Source organism: Frigoribacterium sp. PhB118 (assembly GCF_003751725.1).
GTDB lineage: Bacteria > Actinomycetota > Actinomycetes > Actinomycetales > Microbacteriaceae > Frigoribacterium.
Genome location: NZ_RKID01000004.1, coordinates 294286 through 315422 on the forward strand (window position 1 = coordinate 294286; position 21137 = coordinate 315422).

At 71.8% G+C, this 21137-nt stretch carries 18 protein-coding genes; 7 read left to right on the forward strand and 11 right to left on the reverse strand.

Annotated features, from left to right (window positions below):
• Positions 1-43 precede the first annotated feature (43 nt).
• On the forward strand, positions 44-538 hold the full coding sequence (mscL, locus tag EDF21_RS13105; protein ID WP_056049319.1) for a large conductance mechanosensitive channel protein MscL: 495 nt from the start codon (positions 44-46) through the stop codon (positions 536-538).
• A gap of 133 nt (positions 539-671) precedes the next feature.
• On the opposite strand, the gene EDF21_RS13110 is transcribed toward mscL, so the two are convergent.
• Both EDF21_RS13110 and EDF21_RS13115 read right to left on the reverse strand, forming a co-directional pair.
• Positions 672-887, reverse strand: coding sequence for a hypothetical protein (locus EDF21_RS13110; protein WP_056048999.1), 216 nt, complete (start codon positions 885-887; stop codon positions 672-674).
• Entirely contained in the window at positions 884-4651 is a 3768-nt protein-coding gene (locus EDF21_RS13115; protein WP_123571643.1) for an ATP-binding protein, read from the reverse strand. The genes EDF21_RS13110 and EDF21_RS13115 overlap by 4 nt, the downstream gene beginning before the upstream one ends.
• Before the next feature lie 274 nt (positions 4652-4925).
• Between EDF21_RS13115 and EDF21_RS13120 the strand changes: the two genes are divergently transcribed.
• Entirely contained in the window at positions 4926-5327 is a 402-nt protein-coding gene (locus EDF21_RS13120; RefSeq protein WP_123571644.1) for a hypothetical protein, read from the forward strand.
• Between the two features lie 332 nt (positions 5328-5659).
• Complete coding sequence (locus EDF21_RS13125; protein ID WP_123571645.1) at positions 5660-5866, forward strand: DUF1508 domain-containing protein; 207 nt, start codon at positions 5660-5662, stop codon at positions 5864-5866.
• Positions 5867-5897: 31 nt separating this feature from the next.
• Here EDF21_RS13125 and EDF21_RS13130 read toward each other — a convergent pair whose 3' ends face one another.
• On the reverse strand, positions 5898-6740 hold the full coding sequence (locus EDF21_RS13130; RefSeq protein WP_123571646.1) for a sulfurtransferase: 843 nt from the start codon (positions 6738-6740) through the stop codon (positions 5898-5900).
• Positions 6741-6833: 93 nt separating this feature from the next.
• On the opposite strand from EDF21_RS13130, the gene EDF21_RS13135 reads away from it, so the two are divergent.
• On the forward strand, positions 6834-7802 hold the full coding sequence (locus tag EDF21_RS13135) for an epimerase (protein ID WP_123571647.1): 969 nt from the start codon (positions 6834-6836) through the stop codon (positions 7800-7802).
• A gap of 51 nt (positions 7803-7853) precedes the next feature.
• On the opposite strand, the gene EDF21_RS13140 is transcribed toward EDF21_RS13135, so the two are convergent.
• Positions 7854-8285 (reverse strand): Lrp/AsnC family transcriptional regulator, encoded by a 432-nt coding sequence (locus tag EDF21_RS13140; RefSeq protein ID WP_056049014.1) that lies wholly within the window; start codon positions 8283-8285, stop codon positions 7854-7856.
• A 149-nt stretch (positions 8286-8434) separates the two neighbouring features.
• On the opposite strand from EDF21_RS13140, the gene EDF21_RS13145 reads away from it, so the two are divergent.
• The 3 genes from EDF21_RS13145 (at position 8435) to EDF21_RS13155 (ending at position 11853) form a co-directional block, all read left to right on the forward strand.
• Positions 8435-9466: an ornithine cyclodeaminase gene (locus EDF21_RS13145; RefSeq protein ID WP_056049016.1), complete on the forward strand. Its 1032-nt coding sequence runs from the start codon at positions 8435-8437 to the stop codon at positions 9464-9466.
• Between the two features lie 52 nt (positions 9467-9518).
• Positions 9519-10568: a citrulline utilization hydrolase CtlX gene (gene ctlX, locus EDF21_RS13150; protein ID WP_233568497.1), complete on the forward strand. Its 1050-nt coding sequence runs from the start codon at positions 9519-9521 to the stop codon at positions 10566-10568.
• Positions 10569-10812: 244 nt separating this feature from the next.
• Positions 10813-11853, forward strand: coding sequence for a TerC family protein (locus tag EDF21_RS13155; protein ID WP_056049019.1), 1041 nt, complete (start codon positions 10813-10815; stop codon positions 11851-11853).
• A gap of 81 nt (positions 11854-11934) precedes the next feature.
• On the opposite strand, the gene EDF21_RS13160 is transcribed toward EDF21_RS13155, so the two are convergent.
• The 7 genes from EDF21_RS13160 to rhaS all read right to left on the reverse strand — a co-directional run bounded on the left by EDF21_RS13160 (position 11935) and on the right by rhaS (position 21119).
• Positions 11935-13173 carry an alpha-hydroxy acid oxidase gene (locus EDF21_RS13160; RefSeq protein WP_043594750.1) on the reverse strand — a complete coding sequence of 413 codons (1239 nt, stop codon included), beginning with the start codon at positions 13171-13173 and terminating at the stop codon, positions 11935-11937.
• A 37-nt stretch (positions 13174-13210) separates the two neighbouring features.
• On the reverse strand, positions 13211-14749 hold the full coding sequence (locus EDF21_RS13165) for a rhamnulokinase family protein (protein ID WP_233568498.1): 1539 nt from the start codon (positions 14747-14749) through the stop codon (positions 13211-13213).
• A 26-nt stretch (positions 14750-14775) separates the two neighbouring features.
• Positions 14776-16821 (reverse strand): bifunctional rhamnulose-1-phosphate aldolase/short-chain dehydrogenase, encoded by a 2046-nt coding sequence (locus EDF21_RS13170; protein WP_043594748.1) that lies wholly within the window; start codon positions 16819-16821, stop codon positions 14776-14778.
• Between the two features lie 47 nt (positions 16822-16868).
• Positions 16869-18032, reverse strand: a complete 1164-nt coding sequence (gene rhaI, locus EDF21_RS13175; protein ID WP_123571648.1) for an L-rhamnose isomerase — start codon at positions 18030-18032, stop codon at positions 16869-16871.
• Entirely contained in the window at positions 18029-18439 is a 411-nt protein-coding gene (locus EDF21_RS13180; protein ID WP_043594745.1) for an L-rhamnose mutarotase, read from the reverse strand. Before EDF21_RS13180 ends, rhaI begins: the two co-directional genes overlap by 4 nt.
• Positions 18436-19941: an L-fucose/L-arabinose isomerase family protein gene (locus EDF21_RS13185; RefSeq protein ID WP_123571649.1), complete on the reverse strand. Its 1506-nt coding sequence runs from the start codon at positions 19939-19941 to the stop codon at positions 18436-18438. The genes EDF21_RS13180 and EDF21_RS13185 overlap by 4 nt, the downstream gene beginning before the upstream one ends.
• A gap of 113 nt (positions 19942-20054) precedes the next feature.
• Positions 20055-21119 (reverse strand): rhamnose ABC transporter substrate-binding protein, encoded by a 1065-nt coding sequence (gene rhaS / locus EDF21_RS13190; protein WP_043594744.1) that lies wholly within the window; start codon positions 21117-21119, stop codon positions 20055-20057.
• Positions 21120-21137: the final 18 nt, after the last annotated feature.

Consider the following 21137-nt stretch of genomic DNA (forward strand, 5'->3'; position numbering starts at 1 on the left):
TGACGTCGAGAATCTCATCTCGTCCGATCAGAAGGAGTCGCCCGTGAAGGGTTTCAAAGAGTTCATCCTGCGCGGCAACGTCATCGACCTCGCCGTCGCGGTCGTCATCGGTGCGGCCTTCACCGCCATTGTGACGTCGCTCGTGACCAACGTGTTCAACCCGCTGATCGGGGCCGCGTTCAACGCGACCATGCTCGACGAGGCGCTCATCGTCACGATCCCGACGCTCGCCGGCGGCGAGGCCCAGCTGAAGTTCGGCGCCGTCATCGGGTCCGCGATCCAGTTCCTGATCATCGCGGCCGTCGTCTACTTCGTGCTCGTGCTGCCGGTCAACAACCTGCTCAAGCGCACCTTCGCCAAGCAGAAGGCGGAGGAGACCCCCGCCGACGTCCCGCCGACCGACGTCGAACTGCTCAGCGAGATCCGCGACCTGCTGCGTGCGCAGGCCGCACCCGCCGTGGGCGGCGGCTCCCACGCCGCACCCGTGCTCGAGTCGCGCGACCCCCACAGCGAGAACGGTCCGCTCGGCAGCCGCTGACGCCCCGGCGGCTCCCCCGGGCTCCGACCGCCCGTGAACCCCGAATTCGACGATGAACCCCCCGGAATCGGGGTTCATCGTCGCATTCGTGGTTCATGCCGACGTCGGGCGTGCGTCGCCGCCCGAGGCCGACTCAGCCCCAGTGCGGCGGGACGTCGGCACGCAGTCGCTGGTCGTTCTCGCTCGACCCCTGCCGAGCGGGTTCGGGCGCGGGCGTGGGGTCGCTGCCCGGCACCGGGTCGGTGCTGACGCGACGCCCGGACCGCCGACGCACCACCAGGGGGCTCGGCTCGGCCGCCTCGAGGGCGTGAGGGGCGTCGCCCTCGGACGCCGCGCCTCCTGCGGTCATCGACGGTTGACGTGCTGGCTGGCCGACAGGGCCGGCACCTCGTGCGTGTGCGAGTCACCGATGCCGAGCACCTCGGCGACGCGTTCGGCGACGGCGTCGGGATCGGTGAAGAGCTGGAACGCGTGCACGCGGATGTAGTGCCAGCCGAGCCGCCGCAGCACCTCGGGACGCGAGCGCAGCGACTCGCGCAGGCTGGTGCGCGAGAGCGTCGTGTCGGTCTCGATCGTGACGCAGACGCCGTCGTGGGCGGCGACGAGACCGAGCTTGCCCCGGTGCCCGAGAGCGACGGGGATGCCCTTGACCTCGAGCCGGCGGGCCAGGTCGACGAGCATGGGCTCGCTGTCGTCGGGGACGTGCTCGGCCGACGTCCTGGCCTGCACCTCGGTGAGGATCTCGCTGAGCGCGACCGTTCCGTGGCCCATGCGACTCGAGTCGATGTCACCCGGCTGGAAGCAGGTGACGATGACCATCGAGCGACGCGCACGCGTCATGGCCACGGCCAGCAGGCGCTCACCACCCGGCTGGCCGAGCGGCCCGAAGTCGCTGAGCACGCGGCCGTGCGGGGTGCGGCCGTAGCCGATCGAGAACACGACGTGGTCGCGGCTCTGCGCGACGCTCTGCTCGAGGGTGGCGATCATGAACGGCTCGCTGCGGTCGCCCACGACGAACTCGGTCAGGTCCTTGTGCCCCGAGACGGCGGTCAGCACGGCCTGCTGGACGCGGATGGCGTGCTTGGCCGACGCCGTCAACACCATGAGCGACTCGCTCGGGCGCGTGCGGGCGTGTTCGAGGACGAGGGACACGACGCGGTCGACCTCGGCGTCGACGCTCTCGACGGCGCCGGACTCGGGATCGGGGACGGCGGTGCCGCCCGAGACGTAGTCGAGCGCGATGCTGCCGTGGCCGAGGAAGCTGCCCGCCCAGGGAAGGGACTCGATGCGTCCGCCGTAGAAACGACGGTTGACGAGTTCGGCGAGGTCTTCTCCGCCGGCACGGTAGCTGCGCGTGAGGGAGAGCGTGGGCAGCAGGGTCGCGAGGCGCGCCAGGGCGCTCTCGGAGTGCGACGCGGCCAGGGCTTCTTCGTCCGCGTCGACGGGCGGCTTGCCCGGCACGACGCCGATGTCGAACTCGGACGGGGTCTGGGTCACGGGGTCGCCGAACGCGACCGTCTGCTTGCCCCGACGGATCGCCCCGACGTTCTCGGCCAGGGTCGTGGCCCCGGCGTCGACGAGCACGACCGTGTCGAACGGCACGGTGTCGGCGATGGTGTGGACCTCGTACGGCGACGCGACCCAGACGGGAGCGATGGCGCGCGACAGGTGCGGGGCCGCGTCGTGCAGCAGGCGAGCGGTCAGGTGGCCCTGACGCAGCAGGCCCTTGAGCGCCGACGCCTCGTCGGGCCAGTCCACCAACCCGATCTTCCAGTTCTCGGCCAGGAGCCACGCGAGCAACTGGGCGCTGCCCGCGGCGTGGGCCTCGTCGACGAGGCGGAAGTCGGCCTCGAGTCGGTCCAGCATCGCGGTGTTGGCGCCGAGCAGGGCCCGGTCGGCCTCGAGCAGCGACTCGAGCGCCGAGCGCCACCAGGCGAGCTCGAGTTCGGCCGCGACCTGGTGCTCCGGCACGTGGCGGTTGGCCAGGTCGGTGATGAGCGGGGTCAGTTCGAGGTCGCGCAGGGTCGTCATGAGCTCGGTGCGCTCTTGGAGGTTCTGCAGGACGTCGCTCTCGGCGGCGAGGGCCTCGAGTCGTTGCTGCAACTCGACGATGCCGATCTCGGTGAGCCCGTCGTCACCCGTCAGGCCGAGGGGGCCGTCGAGGCGCTCGAGGTCTTGCGACACCTGCTGGTGCAGCACGTGCGTGTCGGCGATGCCCGTCGGCACCTCGGGCGGGGTGCCCGCCGACACGTAGCGCTGCCAGACGACGCGTTGCTGCTGGATGCGCTGCAGCGCACCGTGCAGGTCGGCGATGTGGACGCCGGGTCGCACGTACTCGCGGGCGAGCTTCTTGAGCCGACGGCGGTTGGCGCTCGACATGTCGGGTGCCTCGCGCTTCGGCGCCGTCGCGGCGACGAGCTCGGCGACCGAGCGGTCGAACACGACGGGCATGAACTTGTCGAGGGTGTCGCGGATCTCGGTGAGCAGGCGCAGGTAGACGCCGAGCTCGGCGACGCTCTCGAACGGGCGCATGCGCGTGCTGCCGATCACCTCTTCGGCGCGCTCGAGCAGACGCGGCAGGTCGCGGTGGTGGAGGTTCTTGGCGAGCTGGTGCGCGTCACCGGCCCCGACGCTCTCGGTGAAGCGCGCGCCGTACCAGGGCGAGTCGCCCGGGCCGTACTTGAACTCGCCCAGGTTGGCGGCACCGACCATCGTCTCGGCGACGCGGCCACGACCGTCGACCATGGCGGCGATGCTGCGTCGGCTGAGGCGGGCGGTGGTCGCCGGGGCCGAGGGCAGCAGGGCCAGCCGCGAGAGCTCGGTGAGGCAGTCGAGCACCGAGACGCCGAGTTCGGGGTCCCGGCGGCTGAGGGCGCCGCGGTAGTCGACGAGCACCTTGCGGAGGCGCACGAGGGCGTCGTCGACCTCACCCATCTGCGGGTGGGTGGCCTTCTCGTTGCGGGAGATCGACCGGATCACGTCACGACGCAGCGTGGTCGGGCTGACGGCGACGCCCGGCAGGCCGACCTCGGCGAGACGGCTCGTGATGCCGCGCAGGGTCGCCCGGCGGGCGCTGACCACGAGGACGCGCTTGTTCTGCGACACCAGGCGACCCACCGCGTTGACGATGGTCTGCGTGCCACCGGTGCCCGGCAGGGTCTTGACGACGACCGAGTTGCCGGCGGCGATCTGGGCCACGACGTTCTCTTGCTCGGGATCGGCGTCGAGCAGCAGGGTGTCGGTCTCGGGGCTGCGCTCGTCCTGCGGGGTGGCGGTGGTCGGGCGGTAGGCCTCCTCGACCTGACGGATGGCCATCGGGTTGCCGGCGAGCGCGTCGAGCACCGGGTGCCCCAGCTCGCGGGCGTCGAGGGCCATCTCGGTCGAGACCTCGGTGAAGGTCGAGACGACGAGGCGGGGCTGCACCGTGAACCACTCGAGGTGGGCGGTCAGCCCACGGAGCCGGTCGATGACCGGGTTGGGCGTGAACGACCCCTCTCGGCTGGCGAGGGAGACGAAGGACTCGGCGTCGAGCGTGATGCCGAACTGGTCGTGCAGCGCGTCGACCAACGCCGGGTTGAGGAAGGGCTCGCCGAGCAGCTTGACCTCGAAGTCACGCCCGTGGCGACGGATCGCCAACGGCCGCAGCAACACGGGCGCCCGGAAGTCTTCTCCGGCGAAGGACCAGGCGGCGACGCCGATGGCCAGGTGGACGGCGTCGATGCCACGGACCGTGCTCAGCTCGAGCCCCTTGGCGGCGATCTCACCGGCCGCGGCACGGGCCGTGCGCAGGGCGAGGTCGTCGCGGATCAGGCTGGAGAGCAGGGTCGTCTTGCCCGTGATGAACTGCGCGAGGCCACCGGGGTGGGTCGTGCTCAGCTCGATGCGGGACCGCTGCGAGTCGCCGAAGTGCAGCAACGTGGAGGGGCCACCCACCCGGCGGAGGGACTCGCGCCAGGTGTTCCAGACGGGCTCGGCCACGTTGCCCAGGGACTGACCCGGGTGCCCGAGGCTGACGGCATGGGGTGTGATCACGCCCGTGGGCGCGCCGGTCGGGACGGCGACGGAGTCGTTCTCGTCGTCGTCGTTGTCATGCTGTCTGTCGGCTCGCCACACCCTGACACCTTAAGCGGTCCGCCCCGACAACTCCCGGAGGACGGGCGGTTCCACCGCGAGTCGCCGTGGGGCGGCACCCCGGCGGCGGCGGACGCATCGGCGACACCTGATGCCCATCGACGGTCGTGTTACACCATCCGTCATCATGCGCGACATGATCGGTTACGTGAGTTGTCGTCATAACCGTGCGCTCGTACGTCACCGTACAGTACGGTCATCACGGGGGCTATTCAATGAGCCGACACGACACCGTGTCTCGACACCAGGAGCGCACATGCCTTTCGAACAGAAGTACAGCGACGAGACGCGAGAGAAGTCGCTCGCCCGGGTGCTCGAGCGTCGCGAGGCCGAGCCGGGCAACCGGTCGATCATCCGTGAGACGGCATCCGAGTTCGAGGTCGGCGAGCAGTCCCTGCGCGGTTGGATCCGAGCCCACGAGCGGGCGACCGCCCCCACGCCGGCACCCGACGACGCGGTCGAGAAGGAACTCGACGTCACCTCGGACGACGACGAGCCCGCCCCGTCGACCACCGTGGCCCCGCGCCGAGGTCGCCCCCCGGGCTCGGGGTCGGCCGCCACGGCCGAACGCGTCGCCGAGCTCGAGGCGGAGGTCGCCAAGCTGCGCCGCGACCGCGAGGCCCTGAAGGGCGCCATGGCGGTCCTGCTGGCCGACTGACCTAGCACCCGAGACCCGCGGCCACCGCCCGGGACGACGAGAGCGCCCGACCCCGCGACTGCCATCCGGGGTCGGGCGCTCTCGTGTGCTCGGCGCGCGACCGAGACGGACCGGTGCGGCCGCCCGGTCTCGGAGGGGGGACGAGACTCGCGGGCGGCCGCACCGACTCACACAGTGTGACAGTTGGAATGTCACATGTCAAGTGGTCGCCGGGTGGCCGACCCGCGGGAGGCGCCACCCGACCCCGCGACGCGCGTGGCCTCCCGCCCGGGGTGCGGCCCTATGCTGTCGCCACGCAGAGCGCGCGCACCACTTCGTGCAAGGGGACCCCCATGGCAGGCACCTTCGTCGTCACCCAGGACGCCTCGGGCGAGTACCGCTTCGCCCTCACCACCGGCAACGGCGTGGTCATCGCCTCCTCCGAGGGCCATCGCCAGAAGGGCGCGGCGATGAACGCGATCGACGACCTGCGTCGAACCGCCGTCGACGCGGTGGTCGACGACCGGACGACCGTGCCCGAACCGGGTCACGCCGACTGACGGACCGGGCCCCGGCGACCCCGGTCGCGACTCAGTCGGGGCGGTCGCCGGTGGCGACGGGTCGCGCGGGGTCGTTCGACCAGGCGCTCCACGACCCGGCGAAGAGCACGGGGTCGCACCCGGCGATCGTCGCGGCCAGGGCGTTGTGGGCCGCCGTGATGCCCGACCCGCAGTAGACGGCCACCGGCGTCGCCGGAGTGACCCCCGCCTCCTCGAACCGGGTCCGCAGCGCGGCGGCGTCGACGAAGCGGCCCGACGGGTCGAGGTTGCCCGCCGTGGGCAGGTTGACGGCGCCCGGGACGTGACCGGCCCGCGGGTCGACCGGTTCGACGTCGCCGCGGTAGCGCTCAGCGGCCCGGCTGTCGACCAGCACGCCCGTGGTGGGCCACGAGGCCGCCTCGTCGGCGTCGATCACGGGCCACGGATCGTCGCCGAGGGTGACGTCGCCGGGCACCGGGTCGGCGTCGCCCCGCTCGAGGGGCAGGCCCGCGTCGGTCCAGGCCACGAGCCCGCCGTCGAGCAGACGCACGTCGGCGACGCCCGAGGCCCGCAACAGCCACCACGCGCGGGCCGCGGACTGCCCGCCGAGGTCGTCGTACACGACGACGGCGTCCCCGTCGCGGAGTCCCCAGCGCCGGGCGGCGGCCTGCAGGTCGGCCCGGTCGGGCAGCGGATGACGCCCCTCGACGGGTTCACCGTGCCGGGCGAGCTCGGAGTCGAGGTCGACGTAGACGGCGCCGGGCAGGTGCCCCTCGCGGAAGGCGGGACGGCCGTCCGGCCGGTCGAGCCGCCACCGGACGTCGAGCAGGCGCACGACTCCCCCTCCCGTCAGGGTGGCGTCGAGCTCGGCGGCGGTCACGAGGGGATGGCTCATGCCGACGAGGCTAACCGGCGTCCCACAGGTGAGGACTTCTCGACGTCGAGGGACCGCGCCGACGGTGACCGTCCGGTCCCCTAGTTTGAGCCCATGACCGACCACATCGTCCTCGCCGGAGCCAGCGGCTTCATCGGGCAGCACCTCGCGGCCGCGTTCCGCGCCGAGGGTGCCCGCGTCAGCCTGATCGGCCGCCACGGACCCGACGCGTCGTGGGGTGACACCGCCGGCATCACCGCCCTGCTCGAGGGCGCCGACCTGCTCGTCAACCTCGCCGGGAAGAGCGTGGACTGCCGCTACGGCCCGGAGAACCGCGCCGAGATCGTGCGCTCGCGCGTCGAGACCACGCGCGAACTGAAGGAGGCGGTGCTCGCGTGCGCCGCGCCTCCTCGGGTCTGGATGAACTCGTCGACGGCGACGATCTACCGCCACGCCGAGGACCGCCCGATGACCGAGTCGGACGGCGAGATCGGGTCGGGGTTCTCGGTCGACGTGGCCACCGCGTGGGAGGCCGAGTTCTTCTCGGGCGAGCTGCCCGCGACCCGCCGCGTCGCCCTGCGCATGGCCATCGTGCTGGGCGACGGCAGCGCGCTCGTCCCCCTGATGAACCTGGTGCGGGTGGGCCTCGGCGGGCCGCAGTTCGACGGCCCGTGGCCGGCCACCCGGGCACGGCTCGCGGCCGGCACGTACCACCACGAGGGTCGCGGCGGTGGACGGCAGAAGTTCAGCTGGATCCACGTCGACGACGTGCTCGGGGCGATCCGCTTCGCCCGTGCGGACTCGTCCGTCGAGGGCCCGCTCAACCTGTCGTCCCCGAACCCGAGCGACAACCGCACCGTGATGCGCACCCTCCGCCGCGTGCTGGGCGTGCCGTTCGGCCTGCCGGCCTGGCGGTGGATGCTCGAGCTCGGCACGGCCGTGCTCCGCACCGAGACCGAGCTCGTGCTCAAGAGCCGGTGGGTGCTGCCCGAGCGCCTCGTCGACGGCGGGTACGAGTTCGTCCACCCGCACCTCGACGAGGCCCTGAAGAGCATCGTCGCCGGGAGGCGCGGCGCGGCCTGAGCACCCCTGGTGCGACCCGGCCGAGGACGGCGGCCGCCGCGCAGGTGCCGGTCAGCGGAGGACGGAGCTGAGCAGCAGGCTGGTCTCGCTGTTGACGACGCCCTCGACGCTGCGGATGCGGGCGAGCACGCGGTCGAACTCGCCGAGCGACGACGTGCGCAGCTCGGCGACGAGGTCCCAGCCGCCGTTCGTCGTGTGGAGCGACGCCACCTCGGGGAACCCGCGCAGCTGCCGGATGACGTGGTCGGTCGACCGCCCCTCGATCTCGATGAAGCCGATCGCACGGATGAGGTCGGGATCGTCGGCCTCTCGCACCCGCACGGTGTAGCCGAGCACCGTTCCCGACGCCTCGAGCCGGTCGAGCCGTGAGGTGATCGTCGCCCGCGTCACGCCCAACCGCCGCGCGAGGCTCGCGGCCGACTCGCGCGCGTCGACCCGCAGGGCCGCCAGGAGGCGCCGGTCGAGCTCGTCGAGATCCGCCATGGATCGAAACGTACAGCACGACCGCGCACAACGGGTGATCGAGCGTGCGGAATGGCGCTCGATGGTGATTGTGGCTGCACATCGCCCAGTCCTAACGTGGTGCCACCCGGACGCGACGACCGAACCGGGCCGAGCAGGAGGAGGTCGCCGTGGTGCGCTTCGTGGATGTGCAGAACATGATCCGATGGGTCACCGACCGCGGGGTCGGCCCGATCACCAGCGGCATGGTGACCGCCCTCGAACGCGACTTCGCCCGGTGGCCCGCCTTCGACAAGTCGCCCCGCGTCGCCTCCCACAGCCCCATCGGCGTCATCGAGCTGATGCCGGCCAGCGACAGCGAGACCTACGGCTTCAAGTACGTCAACGGCCACCCGTCGAACCCGGGCCGCGGCTACCAGACCGTCACCGCGTTCGGCGTGCTCGCCGACGTCGACACGGGCTACCCGACCTTCCTCGCCGAGATGACGATCCTCACCGCGCTGCGGACCGCCGCCACGAGCGCGATGGCCGCCAAGCGCCTCGCCCGGGCCGACTCGCGCGTGCTCGCCCTGATCGGCGCCGGCTCGCAGGCCGAGTTCCAGGCCCTCGCGATGCGCTCGACCCTCGGGCTCGACACGGTCCGCGTGTTCGACGTCGACCCCGGCGCCACCGCGAAGTTCGTCCGCAACCTCGAGCCGCTCGGCTTCGACATCACGGTCTGCGCGAGCCCCGGCGAGGCGGCCGACGGCGCCGACGTGATCACGACCTGCACGGCCGACAAGCAGAACGCGGTCGTCCTGCCCGACGAGGCCGTCCGCCCCGGCGTCCACGTCAACGCGATCGGCGGCGACTGCCCGGGCAAGACCGAGCTCGACCCCGCGACGCTGCGCAGGGCCGACGTCTTCGTCGAGTACCCCGAGCAGACCCGCGTCGAGGGCGAGATCCAGCACCAGCCGGCCGACTTCGCCGTCACCGAGCTGTGGCAGGTCGTCGCCGGGCAGCGCCCCGGGCGCACGAGCGACGAGCAGATCACGATCTTCGACTCGGTCGGCTTCGCCGTCGAGGACGTGTGCGCCCTGAAGTACCTCCGACAGGACGTCGTCGGCACCGACTACGCCGTCGAGATCGACCTCGTCGCCGACCCCGACGACCCGAAGGACCTGTTCGGCCTCGTCGCCGCCCGCCGACCCGTCGGCGCCTGAGTCCCCGACCGCCCCGGACCGCACCCACCGCCGAAGCCGCGCCGAGACCGTCGTGACGACCGTCGCTCCCCCGCCCCGCGCCTCCTCGTCCCCGGCGACCGCCGTGGTGACGCCGCCGGCGTCCCCCGCACTCCGCGCCTCCTCGCGCACCCGAAGCGCCGACGAGGAGGCGCGGACGGCCCTCCAGTCGCCCGCCGCGGTCGTGATGGTGCGGCCGCACCACTTCACGCCGAACCCGCAGACCGCGGCCGACAACGCGTTCCAGACCGACCCGGCCGAGGTCGACGCGACCCGGGCCCAGCTCGCGGCGCGCGCGTTCGACGAGGTGACCCGGGCGACCGAGGCACTGTGCGCGGCGGGCGTCACGGTGCACCTCGTCGACGACGAGCGGACCGACCGGCCCGACGGGGTGTTCCCGAACAACTGGTTCTCGACCCACGACGACGGCCGGGTGGTGCTCTACCCGATGCACTCGCCCAACCGTCGGGGTGAGCGACGCACGGACGTCGTCGACCTGCTGCGCGAGCGGTACCGCGTCACCGAGGTGCTCGACCGGTCCCCGCTCGAACGGCGCGGGATCGTCGTCGAGGGCACCGGGGCGCTCGTCCTCGACCACGTCGGGCGCGTCGCCTACGTCACGCTCTCGCACCGGGCCGAACGGGCTGCCGTCGCCCTGGTCTGCTCCGACCTCGGCTACGAGCCCCTGACCTTCACCGCGACCGACGCGACGGGCGTGCCGATCTACCACACGAACGTCATGATGAGCGTGGCGTCGCGGTTCGCCCTGGTCGGCCTCGAGTCGATCGCGTCCCCGAGCGAACGGAGGCGCGTGGTCGAGCGCCTGTCGGCCTCCGGACGCGAGGTGGTCGCCCTGACCCGCGCCCAGCTCGGCGAGTTCGCGGGCAACGCGCTCGAACTGGCGGGGGCCGACGGGCCCGTGCTGGCGATCTCGGCACGAGGATGGGCGTCCCTCACCCCGTCGCAACGCCGCACCGTATGGCGGCACGCACGGCCACTGCCGCTCGAGGTGCCGACGATCGAGCTCGCCGGCGGGTCCGTGCGCTGCATGCTCGCCGGGGTGCACCTGCCGCCCCGGCCGTAGCCGGAGCGCCTCCTGCCTCGGTGCCGGCCGGGGCATCGGCCGCCCCGGTGATGCGGGTGCGGGCCTTGCACGCACTGCAGCTTCTCAGCACTGTCACGGTCGCTTGAGGGCACGCCCCCAGCGGACCCCCACGTACCGTCGTCTCAGGAGCCTTTCCGCTCGTCACGAGCCTTCTCCGCTGTCCGGCCGTTCGCGCCGCTCAGCCCGACCCGCCTCATCAGCCCGACCCACCCGGAGCATCCCCGTGGACGTCTCACTGACCACCTGGCTCATCACGATCGCCGTCACCATCGCGTTCTTCGTGTTCGAGTTCTTCACCCACGTGCGCAAGCCGCACGAGCCGACGATCGGCGAGTCCGCCCGCTGGTCGGCGTTCTACATCGGCCTCGCGCTGCTGTTCGGCGTCGGCATCGGCTTCGTGAGCGGCTGGGGCTTCGGCGGCGAGTACTTCGCCGGCTACCTCACCGAGAAGGCGTTGTCGATCGACAACCTGTTCGTCTTCCTGCTGATCATGACCGGGTTCGCCGTGCCGCGCATGTACCAGCAGAAGGTGCTGATGATCGGCATCGTCATCGCGCTCATCATGCGTGCGGGCTTCATCGCCGCCGGCGCCGCGCTGATCGAGAACTTCTCGTGGGTCTTCTACCTCTTCGGCGCCCTGCTCTTCGTGCTGGCCTACCAGCAGATCAAGGGCGACCACGGCGGCAACGCGGCCGACAACGCCTTCGTCAAGATCGCCCGCCGCGTCCTGCCCGTCGACGACGAGTTCCACGAGGACAAGTTCACCGTCAAGAAGGGCGGCAAGCGCTTCGTGACGCCGCTGCTGCTCTGCGTGATCGCGATCGGCTTCGTCGACCTGGTCTTCGCCCTCGACTCGATCCCCGCGATCTACGGCCTGACCAACGAGGCGTACATCGTCTTCACGGCCAACGCCTTCGCCCTGATGGGTCTGCGCCAGCTCTACTTCTTGATCGGCGGACTGCTCGAGCGTCTCGTGTACCTGTCGCAGGGTCTCGCGATCATCCTCGCGTTCATCGGCGTCAAGCTCGTCTTCCACGCCCTGCACGTCAACGAGGTGCCGTTCATCAACGGCGGCGAACCGCTGCTGTGGGTGCCCGAGATCCCGATCTGGTTCTCGCTGCTCTTCATCGGCGCGACCATCACCGTGGCCACGATCGCCAGCCTCGCCAAGACCCGCGGCGACGCCCAGAAGGCCAAGCGCGACGAGGTCGACGGCGAGAAGGTCACGGTCGCCAAGGACTCGGACGACCCCACCCGCCACTAGGCGCCGGCTCGCACTGCACCGCGTTTCGTCCACCGCACCACGACTGGTCGGGGTGCGGTGCACGAAACGCGGTGTGGGGTGTCACCCGCGAGCGCGCGGCACCAGGCGCTCGAGCTGGGTGACGTGCCGGGGCTCGAGTTCGTCGAGGGAGTTGACCCCGAGCAGACGCATCGTGCGGGCGATCTCGACCGACAGGATCTCGATCGCCCGGTCGACGCCCTCGCGTCCGCCGGCCATCAGCCCGTACAGGTAGGCCCGGCCGATCAGGGTGAACCGGGCCCCGAGCGCGACCGCGGCGACGATGTCGGCACCCGACATGATGCCCGTGTCGAGATGGACTTCGGTGTCGGCGCCGACCTCCTTCACGACGTCGGGCAGCAGGTGGAACGGGATCGGCGCCCGGTCGAGTTGACGCCCGCCGTGGTTCGACAGGATGAGCGCGTCGACGCCGAGATCGGTCACGCGGCGGGCGTCGTCGACGGTCTGCACGCCCTTGACGACGAGCTTGCCCGGCCACTGTGATTTGATCCAGGCCAGGTCGTCGTAGGTGACCGTCGGGTCGAACATGGTGTTCAGCAGCTCGGCGACCGTGCCCGACCAGCGGTCGAGCGACGCGAACGCGAGCGGCTCGGTCGTGAGGAAGTCCACCCACCACCACGGCCGAGGCAACGCGTCGATGATCGTCTTCGGCGTCAGCGAGGGCGGGATCGTCATGCCGTTGCGCGAATCCCGGAGGCGCGCCCCCGCGACCGGGACGTCCACCGTCACCAGCAGCGTGTCGAACCCGGCCTTCGCCGCCCGGTCGACCAGCGCCATCGATCGGTCGCGGTCCTTCCACATGTACAGCTGGAACCAGTTCCGGCCCCCGGGTGCGGCGGCCGCGACGTCCTCGACGCTCGCCGTGCCCATCGTCGACAGGCTGAACGGGATGCCCGCGGCGGCGGCCGCGGCGGCACCCGCCTTCTCGCCCTCGGTCTGCATCATGCGGGTGAAGCCGGTCGGTGCGATCCCGAACGGCTGCTCGACCCGCCTCCCGAGCACGTCCCACCCGGTGTCCACCGTCGCGACGTCGTGCAGGATCGCCGGGTTGAACTGCACGTCGCGGAACGCCTGTCGTGCGCGTCGCAGCGAGATCTCGGCCTCGGCGCTGCCGTCGGTGTAGTCGAACGCCGCCGTGGGCGTCCGCCGCTTCGCGATGCGCCGGAGGTCCTCGATCGTCAACGCCTCGCGGAGGCGCTTCGCCTTGAGGTCGAAGGTGGGCTTCTTGAACTGCATGAGCGGCGCGAGGTCGTGGAACTTCGGCAGGCGGCGGTCGACCATGGGGACGGTCCTTCCGGGTCGGTGGGGAGGGAGGAGATCAGGAGGCGCGGGCGGCGGCCGAGGACGCTCCCGACCGCGGGCGGTACGTCACGGGGGCGGACGAAGCGGCCACGAGCGCGCGGAGCGACTCGAGGGAGGACGAGCGGTCGACGAGACCGGCGGCCCGCGCCTGGACGAGTACGTTGCCGAGGGCGGTCGCCTCGACGGGACCGGCGAGCACGGTGCGGCCGGTGCGGTCGGCGGTCAGCTGGCAGAGCAGCTCGTTCTGCGACCCGCCCCCGACGACGTGCACGGTGCGGACCGTGCGACCCGAGAGCCGCTCGGCGTCCCGGAGGGTCGCCGCGTAGGCCGCCGCGAGAGACTCGAGGATGCTCCGCACCGTCTCGGCCCGGCCCCGCGGGGGCGCGACGTCGTGCTCGACGCACCACGTCTCGATGCGTGCGGGCATGTCGCCGGGCGGCGTGAAGCGGGTGTCGGTGGCGTCGAAGACCGGGACGGGCCGGGTGACGGCGGCCGCCTCGGCGAGGAGGGCGGCGAGGTCGCTGCTACGCTCGGCGGCCGAGGTCCCCGAGCGGCTCCAGGCACGCATCGACTCGCTGAGCAGCCAGAGGCCCGAGACGTTCTTGAGGAAGCGCACGCGGCCGTCGACGCCGCCCTCGTTCGTGAAGCCGGCAGCCCGCACCTCGTCGCCGAGGAGGGGCGACGGCAGCTCGAGACCGACGAGCGACCACGTGCCGCTCGAGACGTAGGCGGCGTCGTCGCCCGCGAGCGGCACGGCGACCACGGCCGAGGCGGTGTCGTGCGAGCCGACGGCCGTGACCCCGAGGGAGGTCGGCGCCCCGATCGCCGCGGCGACCGAGGGCAACAGCGCCCCGAGTGAGGCACCCGGGTCGACGAGGGGTGCGAACAGGTCGGTCGCGAGGCCGAGACGACCGAGCAGCTCGACGTCCCACTCCCCCGTCACGGGCGAGAGCAGCCCCGTCGTCGACGCGTTCGTGCGCTCGGTGACGGCGGTGCCGGTGAGCCACCACGAAACGAGGTCGGGCACGAGCAGGGCCCGATCGGCGGGCTCGAGCACCCCGGCGGCGCGGTCGGCCGCGAGCTGGAAGACCGTGTTGAACGGCAGGTGCTGCAGACCCGTGCGGGCGAAGAGCGCGGCGGGCGGCACGACGGCGTGCACGGCCTCCACGCCGGCCGCCGACCGCTCGTCCCGGTAGTGGTAGGGGGCGCCGAGCAGGCGTCCGTCGCGGAGCAGGCCGTAGTCGACCGCCCACGAGTCGACGCCGACCGAGGCCGTACCGGGTTCGTCGCGGAGTGCCTGCGCGAGCCCCGCGGTGACCGACCGCCAGAGCCCCGTGACGTCCCAGTGCAGCCCGACCCGGCCCGCGCCTCCGGCACTCGTGCCCTGACCGACGGGCCGTCCCTCGGGCAGCGTGACCGGCTCGTTCGCGAAGCGGGCGACGTGCTGCAGCCGCACGCTGTCGCGGTCGACGTGGCCGAGCACGACGCGCCCGCTCGTCGCGCCGAGGTCGACCGCGGCGACGACGCCACCCGCGACCGGCCTGGCGGGCCTCATCGCAGACGAGTTCATCGCAGACGGGTTCATCGCAGGAAGGCCGCGGCGACCCCCGCGTCGACCGGCACGTGCAGCCCGGTCGTGTGCGAGAAGTCGCTCGTGCAGATCGCGTAGACGGCGGCGGCGACGTTCTCGGGCACGACCTCGCGCTTGAGGATGGTGCGCTGGGCGTAGAACGCACCCAGATCCTTCTCGTCGACGCCGTAGGTCGCCGCACGGTTGGCGCCCCACCCGCTGGCGAAGATGCCCGAGCCGCGCACGACCCCGTCGGGGTTGATGCCGTTCACGCGGATGCCGTGCTCGCCGAGCTCGGCTGCGAGCAACCTGACCTGGTGGGCCTGGTCGGCCTTCGTGGCGCTGTAGGCGATGTTGTTCGGCCCGGCGAAGACCGAGTTCTTCGACGAGATGTAGACGATGTCGCCGCCGAGGCCCTGGTCGACGAGCACCCGCGCGGCGTTCTTCGCGACGAGGAACGAGCCCTTCGCCATGACGTCGTGCTGCAGGTCCCAGTCGGCCTCGGTCGTCTCGAACAGCGACTTCGACAGGCTGAGCCCGGCGTTGTTGACCACCAGGTCGAGCCCGCCGAACGCGAGCAGCACCTCGTCGATCGACGCTTTGACCGCGGCCTCGTCGCTGACGTCGGCCGCGACGCCGCGGGCCACGTCGGGGCCGCCGATCTCGGCGGCGGCGGCCTGCGCCGCAGCGAGGTCGAGGTCGGCGACGACGACGCACGCCCCTTCGGCGGCGAGGCGGGTGGCGATGGCCTTGCCGATGCCCGACGCCGCGCCCGTGACCAGCGCGACACGCGTCGCGAGGGGCTTCGGCGCGGGCATCCGCTGCAGCTTCGCCTCTTCGAGGGCCCAGTACTCGATGCGGAACTTCTCGGCCTCGTCGATCGGCGCATAGCTCGAGACGCCCTCGGCGCCGCGCATCACGTTGATCGCGTTGACGTAGAACTCGCCGGCCACGCGGGCGGTCTGGGCGTCCTTGCCGTACGAGAACATGCCGACGCCGGGCACCAGCACGATGAGCGGATCGGCCCCGCGGATGGCCGGGCTGTCGGCCGTCGCGTGGCGGTCGTAGTAGGCCTGGTAGTCGAGGCGGTACCGCTCGTGCAGTTCGCGCAGTCGGACGATCGACTCGTCGATGCCGGCATCGGCGGGCAGGTCGAGCAGCAGCGGCGTGACCTTCGTGCGCAGGAAGTGGTCGGGGCAGCTGGTGCCGAGGGCGGCCAGGCGAGGGTGCTCGGCGCTGGACAGGAAGTCGAGCACCTCGGCACTGTCGGTGAACGAGCCGACCTGGGGCTTGTCGGTCGAGACGAGCCCGCGCAGCACGGGGGCCAGTGCCGCCGCCTTCGCCCGGCGTTCGGCCTGCGGCAACGCGGTGTAGCCGTCGAGCTCGGGGCCGAACGGTTCGGGCCGCGAGTGCCGGTCGAGATGGGCCTGCGCGGTCTCGATGATCCACAGCGAGTTGCGCTCGGCTTCGTCGCTCGTGTCGCCCCACGCGGTGATGCCGTGACCGCCCAGGATGGTGCCCCGCGCCTCCGGGTGGGCTGCCTTGACGGCGGCGATGTCGGCGCCGAGCTGCCAGCCCGGCCGACGCCACGGCACCCAGACGACGGCACCGCCGAAGATCTCGGCGGTCAGGCGCTCGCCGTCGGCGGCGGTCGCGATCGCGATGCCGGCGTCGGGGTGCAGATGGTCGACGTGGGCCGCGTCGACCAGCCCGTGCATGGCCGTGTCGATCGAGGGTGCCGCGCCGCCCTTGCCGTGCAGGGCGTAGTCGAAGGCGGCCACCATCTCGTCCTCGTGCTCGACCCCGCGGTACACGGTCGCGAGGCCGCGCAGCCGGTCGAGGCGCAGCACCGCGAGACCCGGCTCGGTCAACGTGCCGAGGTCGCCGCCGCTGCCCTTGACCCAGAGCAGCTCGACCGGCTCGCCCGTCGCCGGGTCGGTCGCGGTGCCCTTGGCCGAGGTGTTGCCGCCCGCGTAGTTGGTGTTGACCGGGTCGGCGCCGAGGCGGTTGCTGCGTGCGATCAGGTCGGCGGGGGTGGTGGTGCTCGTGGTGGTCATCACTCGTTCTCTCTGGGACGTCGGTGGTCGGTGCGGGGTGCGGCGGCTCAGGTCCAGCTGAGCTGCTTGCCGCCGACGCGCTCGGCGGCGAGGCGTTCGGGCGTGCCGCTCGCGAGGTAGGCGGCCATCGGGTCGCGGGGCAGGCCGCGCGACGCGCGCCAGTCGGCGAGGGCCGGGCGGACGTCGGTGTAGAACGCGTCCATCAGCACGGCGTTCGCGCCGAGCACGTCGTGGGAGGCGCGGGCGGAGTCGAGCGCCGGACGGTCGACGAGCAGGGCGCGCGCCGTCATCTCTTGCACGTTCAGGACGCTGCGGATCTGGCCGGGGATCTTGTCCTCGACGTTGTGGCACTGGTCGAGCATGAACTGCACCGGCGAGCCGACGTCGAGTCCGCCGCCGTCGACGACCTCGAACAGGATGCGGAACAGCTGGAACGGGTCGGCCGCCCCGACGATCAGGTCGTCGTCGGCGTAGAAGCGAGAGTTGAAGTCGAACGAGCCGAGCTTGCCGAGGCGCAGCAGCTGCATGACGATGAACTCGATGTTGGTGCCCGGGGCGTGGTGGCCGGTGTCGAGGCAGGTCAGCGCCCGGTCGCCGAGGGCGCTCACCTGGGCGTAGCTCGTGCCCCAGTCGGGCACGTCGGTGTGGTAGAACGCCGGCTCGAAGAACTTGTACTCGAGCACGAGCCGCTGCTCGTCGCCGAGGCCGGCGTAGATCTCGGCGAGCGACTCGGCCAGGTGGTCCTGCCGCTGGCGCAGGCTGTCCTGCCCGGGGTAGTTCGTGCCGTCGGCGAGCCAGATCTTGAGGTCGCGCGAGCCCGTCTCGTGCATGATCTCGAGGCAGCGCAGGTGGTGGTCGACCGCCTTGCGGCGGACGGCCGCGTCGCTGTGCGCCAGGCTGCCGAACTTGTAGGCGTCGTCCTGGAACGTGTTGGAGTTCACCGTGCCGAGCGAGACGCCGAGCCCGGCCGCGTACGAGCGCAGGGCGCCGAAGTCGTCGACCTCGTCCCACGGGATGTGCAGCGCCACGCTCGGTGCCAGGCCGGTGTACTCGTGCACGCGGGCGGCGTCGGCGATCTTCTCCTCGGGCGTGCGCGGGGTGCCCGGCGTGCCGAACACCTTGAACCGCGTGCCCGAGTTGCCGAAGGCCCAGCTGGGCAGCTCGATGGCCTGGCGCTCGAGCGTCGGGGCGATGGACTCGAAGGTGGTCATGATGCTTCTTCCGTCGTGGTGGTGTGCGTGTGCGGGGTGCGGTAGCGGCCACCGCCGGCGAGGCCGAGTTGGGCCTCGAGGTTGAAGACCTGCGTCAGCAGCTCGAAGCCCTCGTCGGGCGGGGTGCCGTCGAGCGAGGAGAAGAACTCGGCCATCGAGGCCTGCCAGCGGGCGTTGACGTCGGTGCGGGCCATGGCGGCCTGGGCGGAGTCGAGCGAGAGCGCCTCGACGTAGCCGACCAGCAGCCCGTCGGGTGAGGCGAAGAGCGAGTACGAGTGCCACCCACTGTCGTGCAACGCCTGCAGCATCTCGGGCCAGACCTCGGCGTGACGTCGCGCGTACTCGGTCAGGCGGTCCGGAGACACCTGCAGGCGGAAGGCGTAGCGCTCGTGGCCGTCGGCGGTCATGCCGGCTTCTCCGTCGGTCCGAGGCTGCGGGCGAACCCGTCGGCGTCGTCGAACGGAGCCGAGACGTGCCGGTGATCGATGCCGAGCAGAGAGGCGGCCGCGGCGACCTCGCGGGCGACGTGCCCGACGCAGAGCCCCCAGTGGTGCCCGATGCCGGTGCGCGACCACTGGTCGACCCACTCACCGGGGTCGCCGCCGAAGTCGACGCGCGAGGTCGTGTTGCCGATCGCGAGCAAGGGTCCGGGGACGACCTCGCCCTCGCTCGTGACGAAGGACAGCGCCCCGTCGCGGTCCTGCCCGAGGCCGAACGTCGTGACGGGCCCTGGTTGCACGTCGAACTCGACGCTGACCCCGTAGCCGCGCTTGCCGTGGAAGACGCCGAGACCGCGGAGGATCGGCCGCGACGACGAGATCGCGAGGTGCGCCGGACCGTCGTGCCCCATCTCGACCACGTCGTCGTCGAAGTTGATCGCCTGGATCTCGGTGAACGAGCCGCCGACCCCGAGGGCCTGCGCCGCGAGCATGGCGACCGACGTGCGGAGTTCGTACTCCCCCACCGCGGGCAGCCCGCGGGCGTTGAGCAGGGAGGCCCCGAGGATCATCCCGGCCCCGAGCCGCTCGTGCTGCTCGCCCTCGAGCCCCCGGTGGTAGTAGGCGAGCGAGTCGAGGTCGAAGTCGGCCACCAGCCGGTCGAGCCCGACCGAGACGCGGGCGCCCCAGTCGAAGTCCTCCTGGTCGACCGACGCGTCGACCTCGAACACCTCGCGCGCCAGGCCGACCCGCTCGCGCACCTCGGCGTCGGTGACCACGTCGACCCGTACCCGCAGGTCGTCGAACTCGAGGACCTCGACGTGCGAGCCGAAATGCGTGGAGAGCAGGGTCAGGTCGGTCGAGACGTCGAGCATGCCCGGGTACAGGTGGCCCATTAGGCCGTGTCGCGCCTCCCGCAGCCGGGCGCGGACGCCGGCGGCGTGCACCCAGCGCTCGATCCGGGCCCAGGCTCGTTCGCTGCGCAGGTGTCCGGTCACCGAGCGGAACTCGATGCCGGCCCGGCGGAACACGTTGGCGACCTCGGGCACCGGGCACTGACCGCAGTAGGCCAGCCAGAGGCCCGTGTCGAAGCGGTCGTGGTCCATCTTCTCGCTCGGCTGCAGGTCGATCGCGAGCACGGGCACACCGGTCCGCTGCGCGATCGGCAACACCATGGACGAGGTCAGGTAGGTGGTGAGGAAGACGACGATCAGGTCGCAGTCGGCCGTGCGCAGCGTGTCGGCCGCGACCCGCGCCTCCTGGGCGTCCGAGATGAATCCGGTGTCGACCACCTCGGCGTCGAGGCCGCCGAAGCGGTCGACGACGTAACGGGTGGATTCCTGCAACTGGGGCAGCAGCCCGGGGAACTGCGGCCAGTAGGTGCCGAGCCCGCCGGCCACCAGACCCACGCGCGTGCGACGGCGGCGGAAGGGGGGCAGCAGGTCGCCGACCGGCGAGGCGGTGGTGCTCATGGGTGATCGCTCCGATGCGACGGCGCCGAGGAGGCGCGGGTCCGGTGTCGAGGGAGGGTGCCCGGAGGCGGCGGGTCGGGTGGTGACCCCGCCGCCCCGGTCACCGATGACGACTAGAAGTCGTAGTCGTCGATGTTGTCGGCGGTGAACTCGGTCGGCGGCCCGACGATCACGATGCCGTCGGCGCCGACGGTGCGCTCGCCGAGGTCGCCCGCGGTGAACGTGTCACCCTCTTCGCCGGTGATGGTGCCGTCGACGAGTGCCTGTCCGGCGTAGGCCGCGACCTCGCCGAGCTGGGCAGGGTCCCACAGGGCGAACGCCGTGACGGTGCCGTCCTTGACGAACTCGCGCATCTCGTTGGGCAGGCCGAGGCCGGTCAGGGCGACCTTGCCCTTGTACTCGGACGTCGACAGGTAGCGGGCCGTCGCGGCGATGCCGACCGTGGTGGGCGAGATGATGCCCTTCAGGTCGGGGTTGGCCTGCAGCAGGCCCTGCGCCTCCTGGAAGGACTTGGCGTCGTCGTCGTCGCCGTACACGGTGCTCACGATGGTGATGCCCGCGTAGTCGGGGTTGGTGTCGACCTCTTCCTGGATGTACTTGATCCACTCGTTCTGGTTCGTGGCGTTCGCCGTCGCGGAGAGGATCGCGATGTCGCCCTGTCCGCCGATCTGTTCGCTCATCTGACGGATCTGGATGAGGGCGACGTCCTTGGCCTCGACCTGGCTGACGAACACGTCGCGGTAGTCGGGGTTGGTGTCGGAGTCGAACGCGACGATCTTCGCCCCACCGTCACGCGCCTCCTTCAGGGCTGGCCCGACCGCGTCGGGGTCGTTCGCCGCGATGACGATCACGTTCGTGCCCTGCTGCGTCAGCGTGTTGAGGAAGGTCACCTGCGACGAAGCACTGGCCTCGAGCGGACCGACGACGCTGTAGTCGTAGCCGATCGCCTTCGAGGCCTCCTCGCCGCCGCCGAGCACGACGTCGGTGTACGGGTTGTTGAGCTGCTTCGGCACGAACGCGATCGACTCGGTGCCGCCCGAGCCGGAGCCCGAGCTCGCGTCGTCGCTGCCGGCCGTCAGGGCGCAGCCCGAGGCGACGAGCGTGACGGTGGCGAGGGCGGCGACGGTGGCGGCGGCGCGCCTCAGGGTGCGGCCGCGGGGGAAGGTGGGGAACTCCATCGTTCTGTCCTTTGCTGT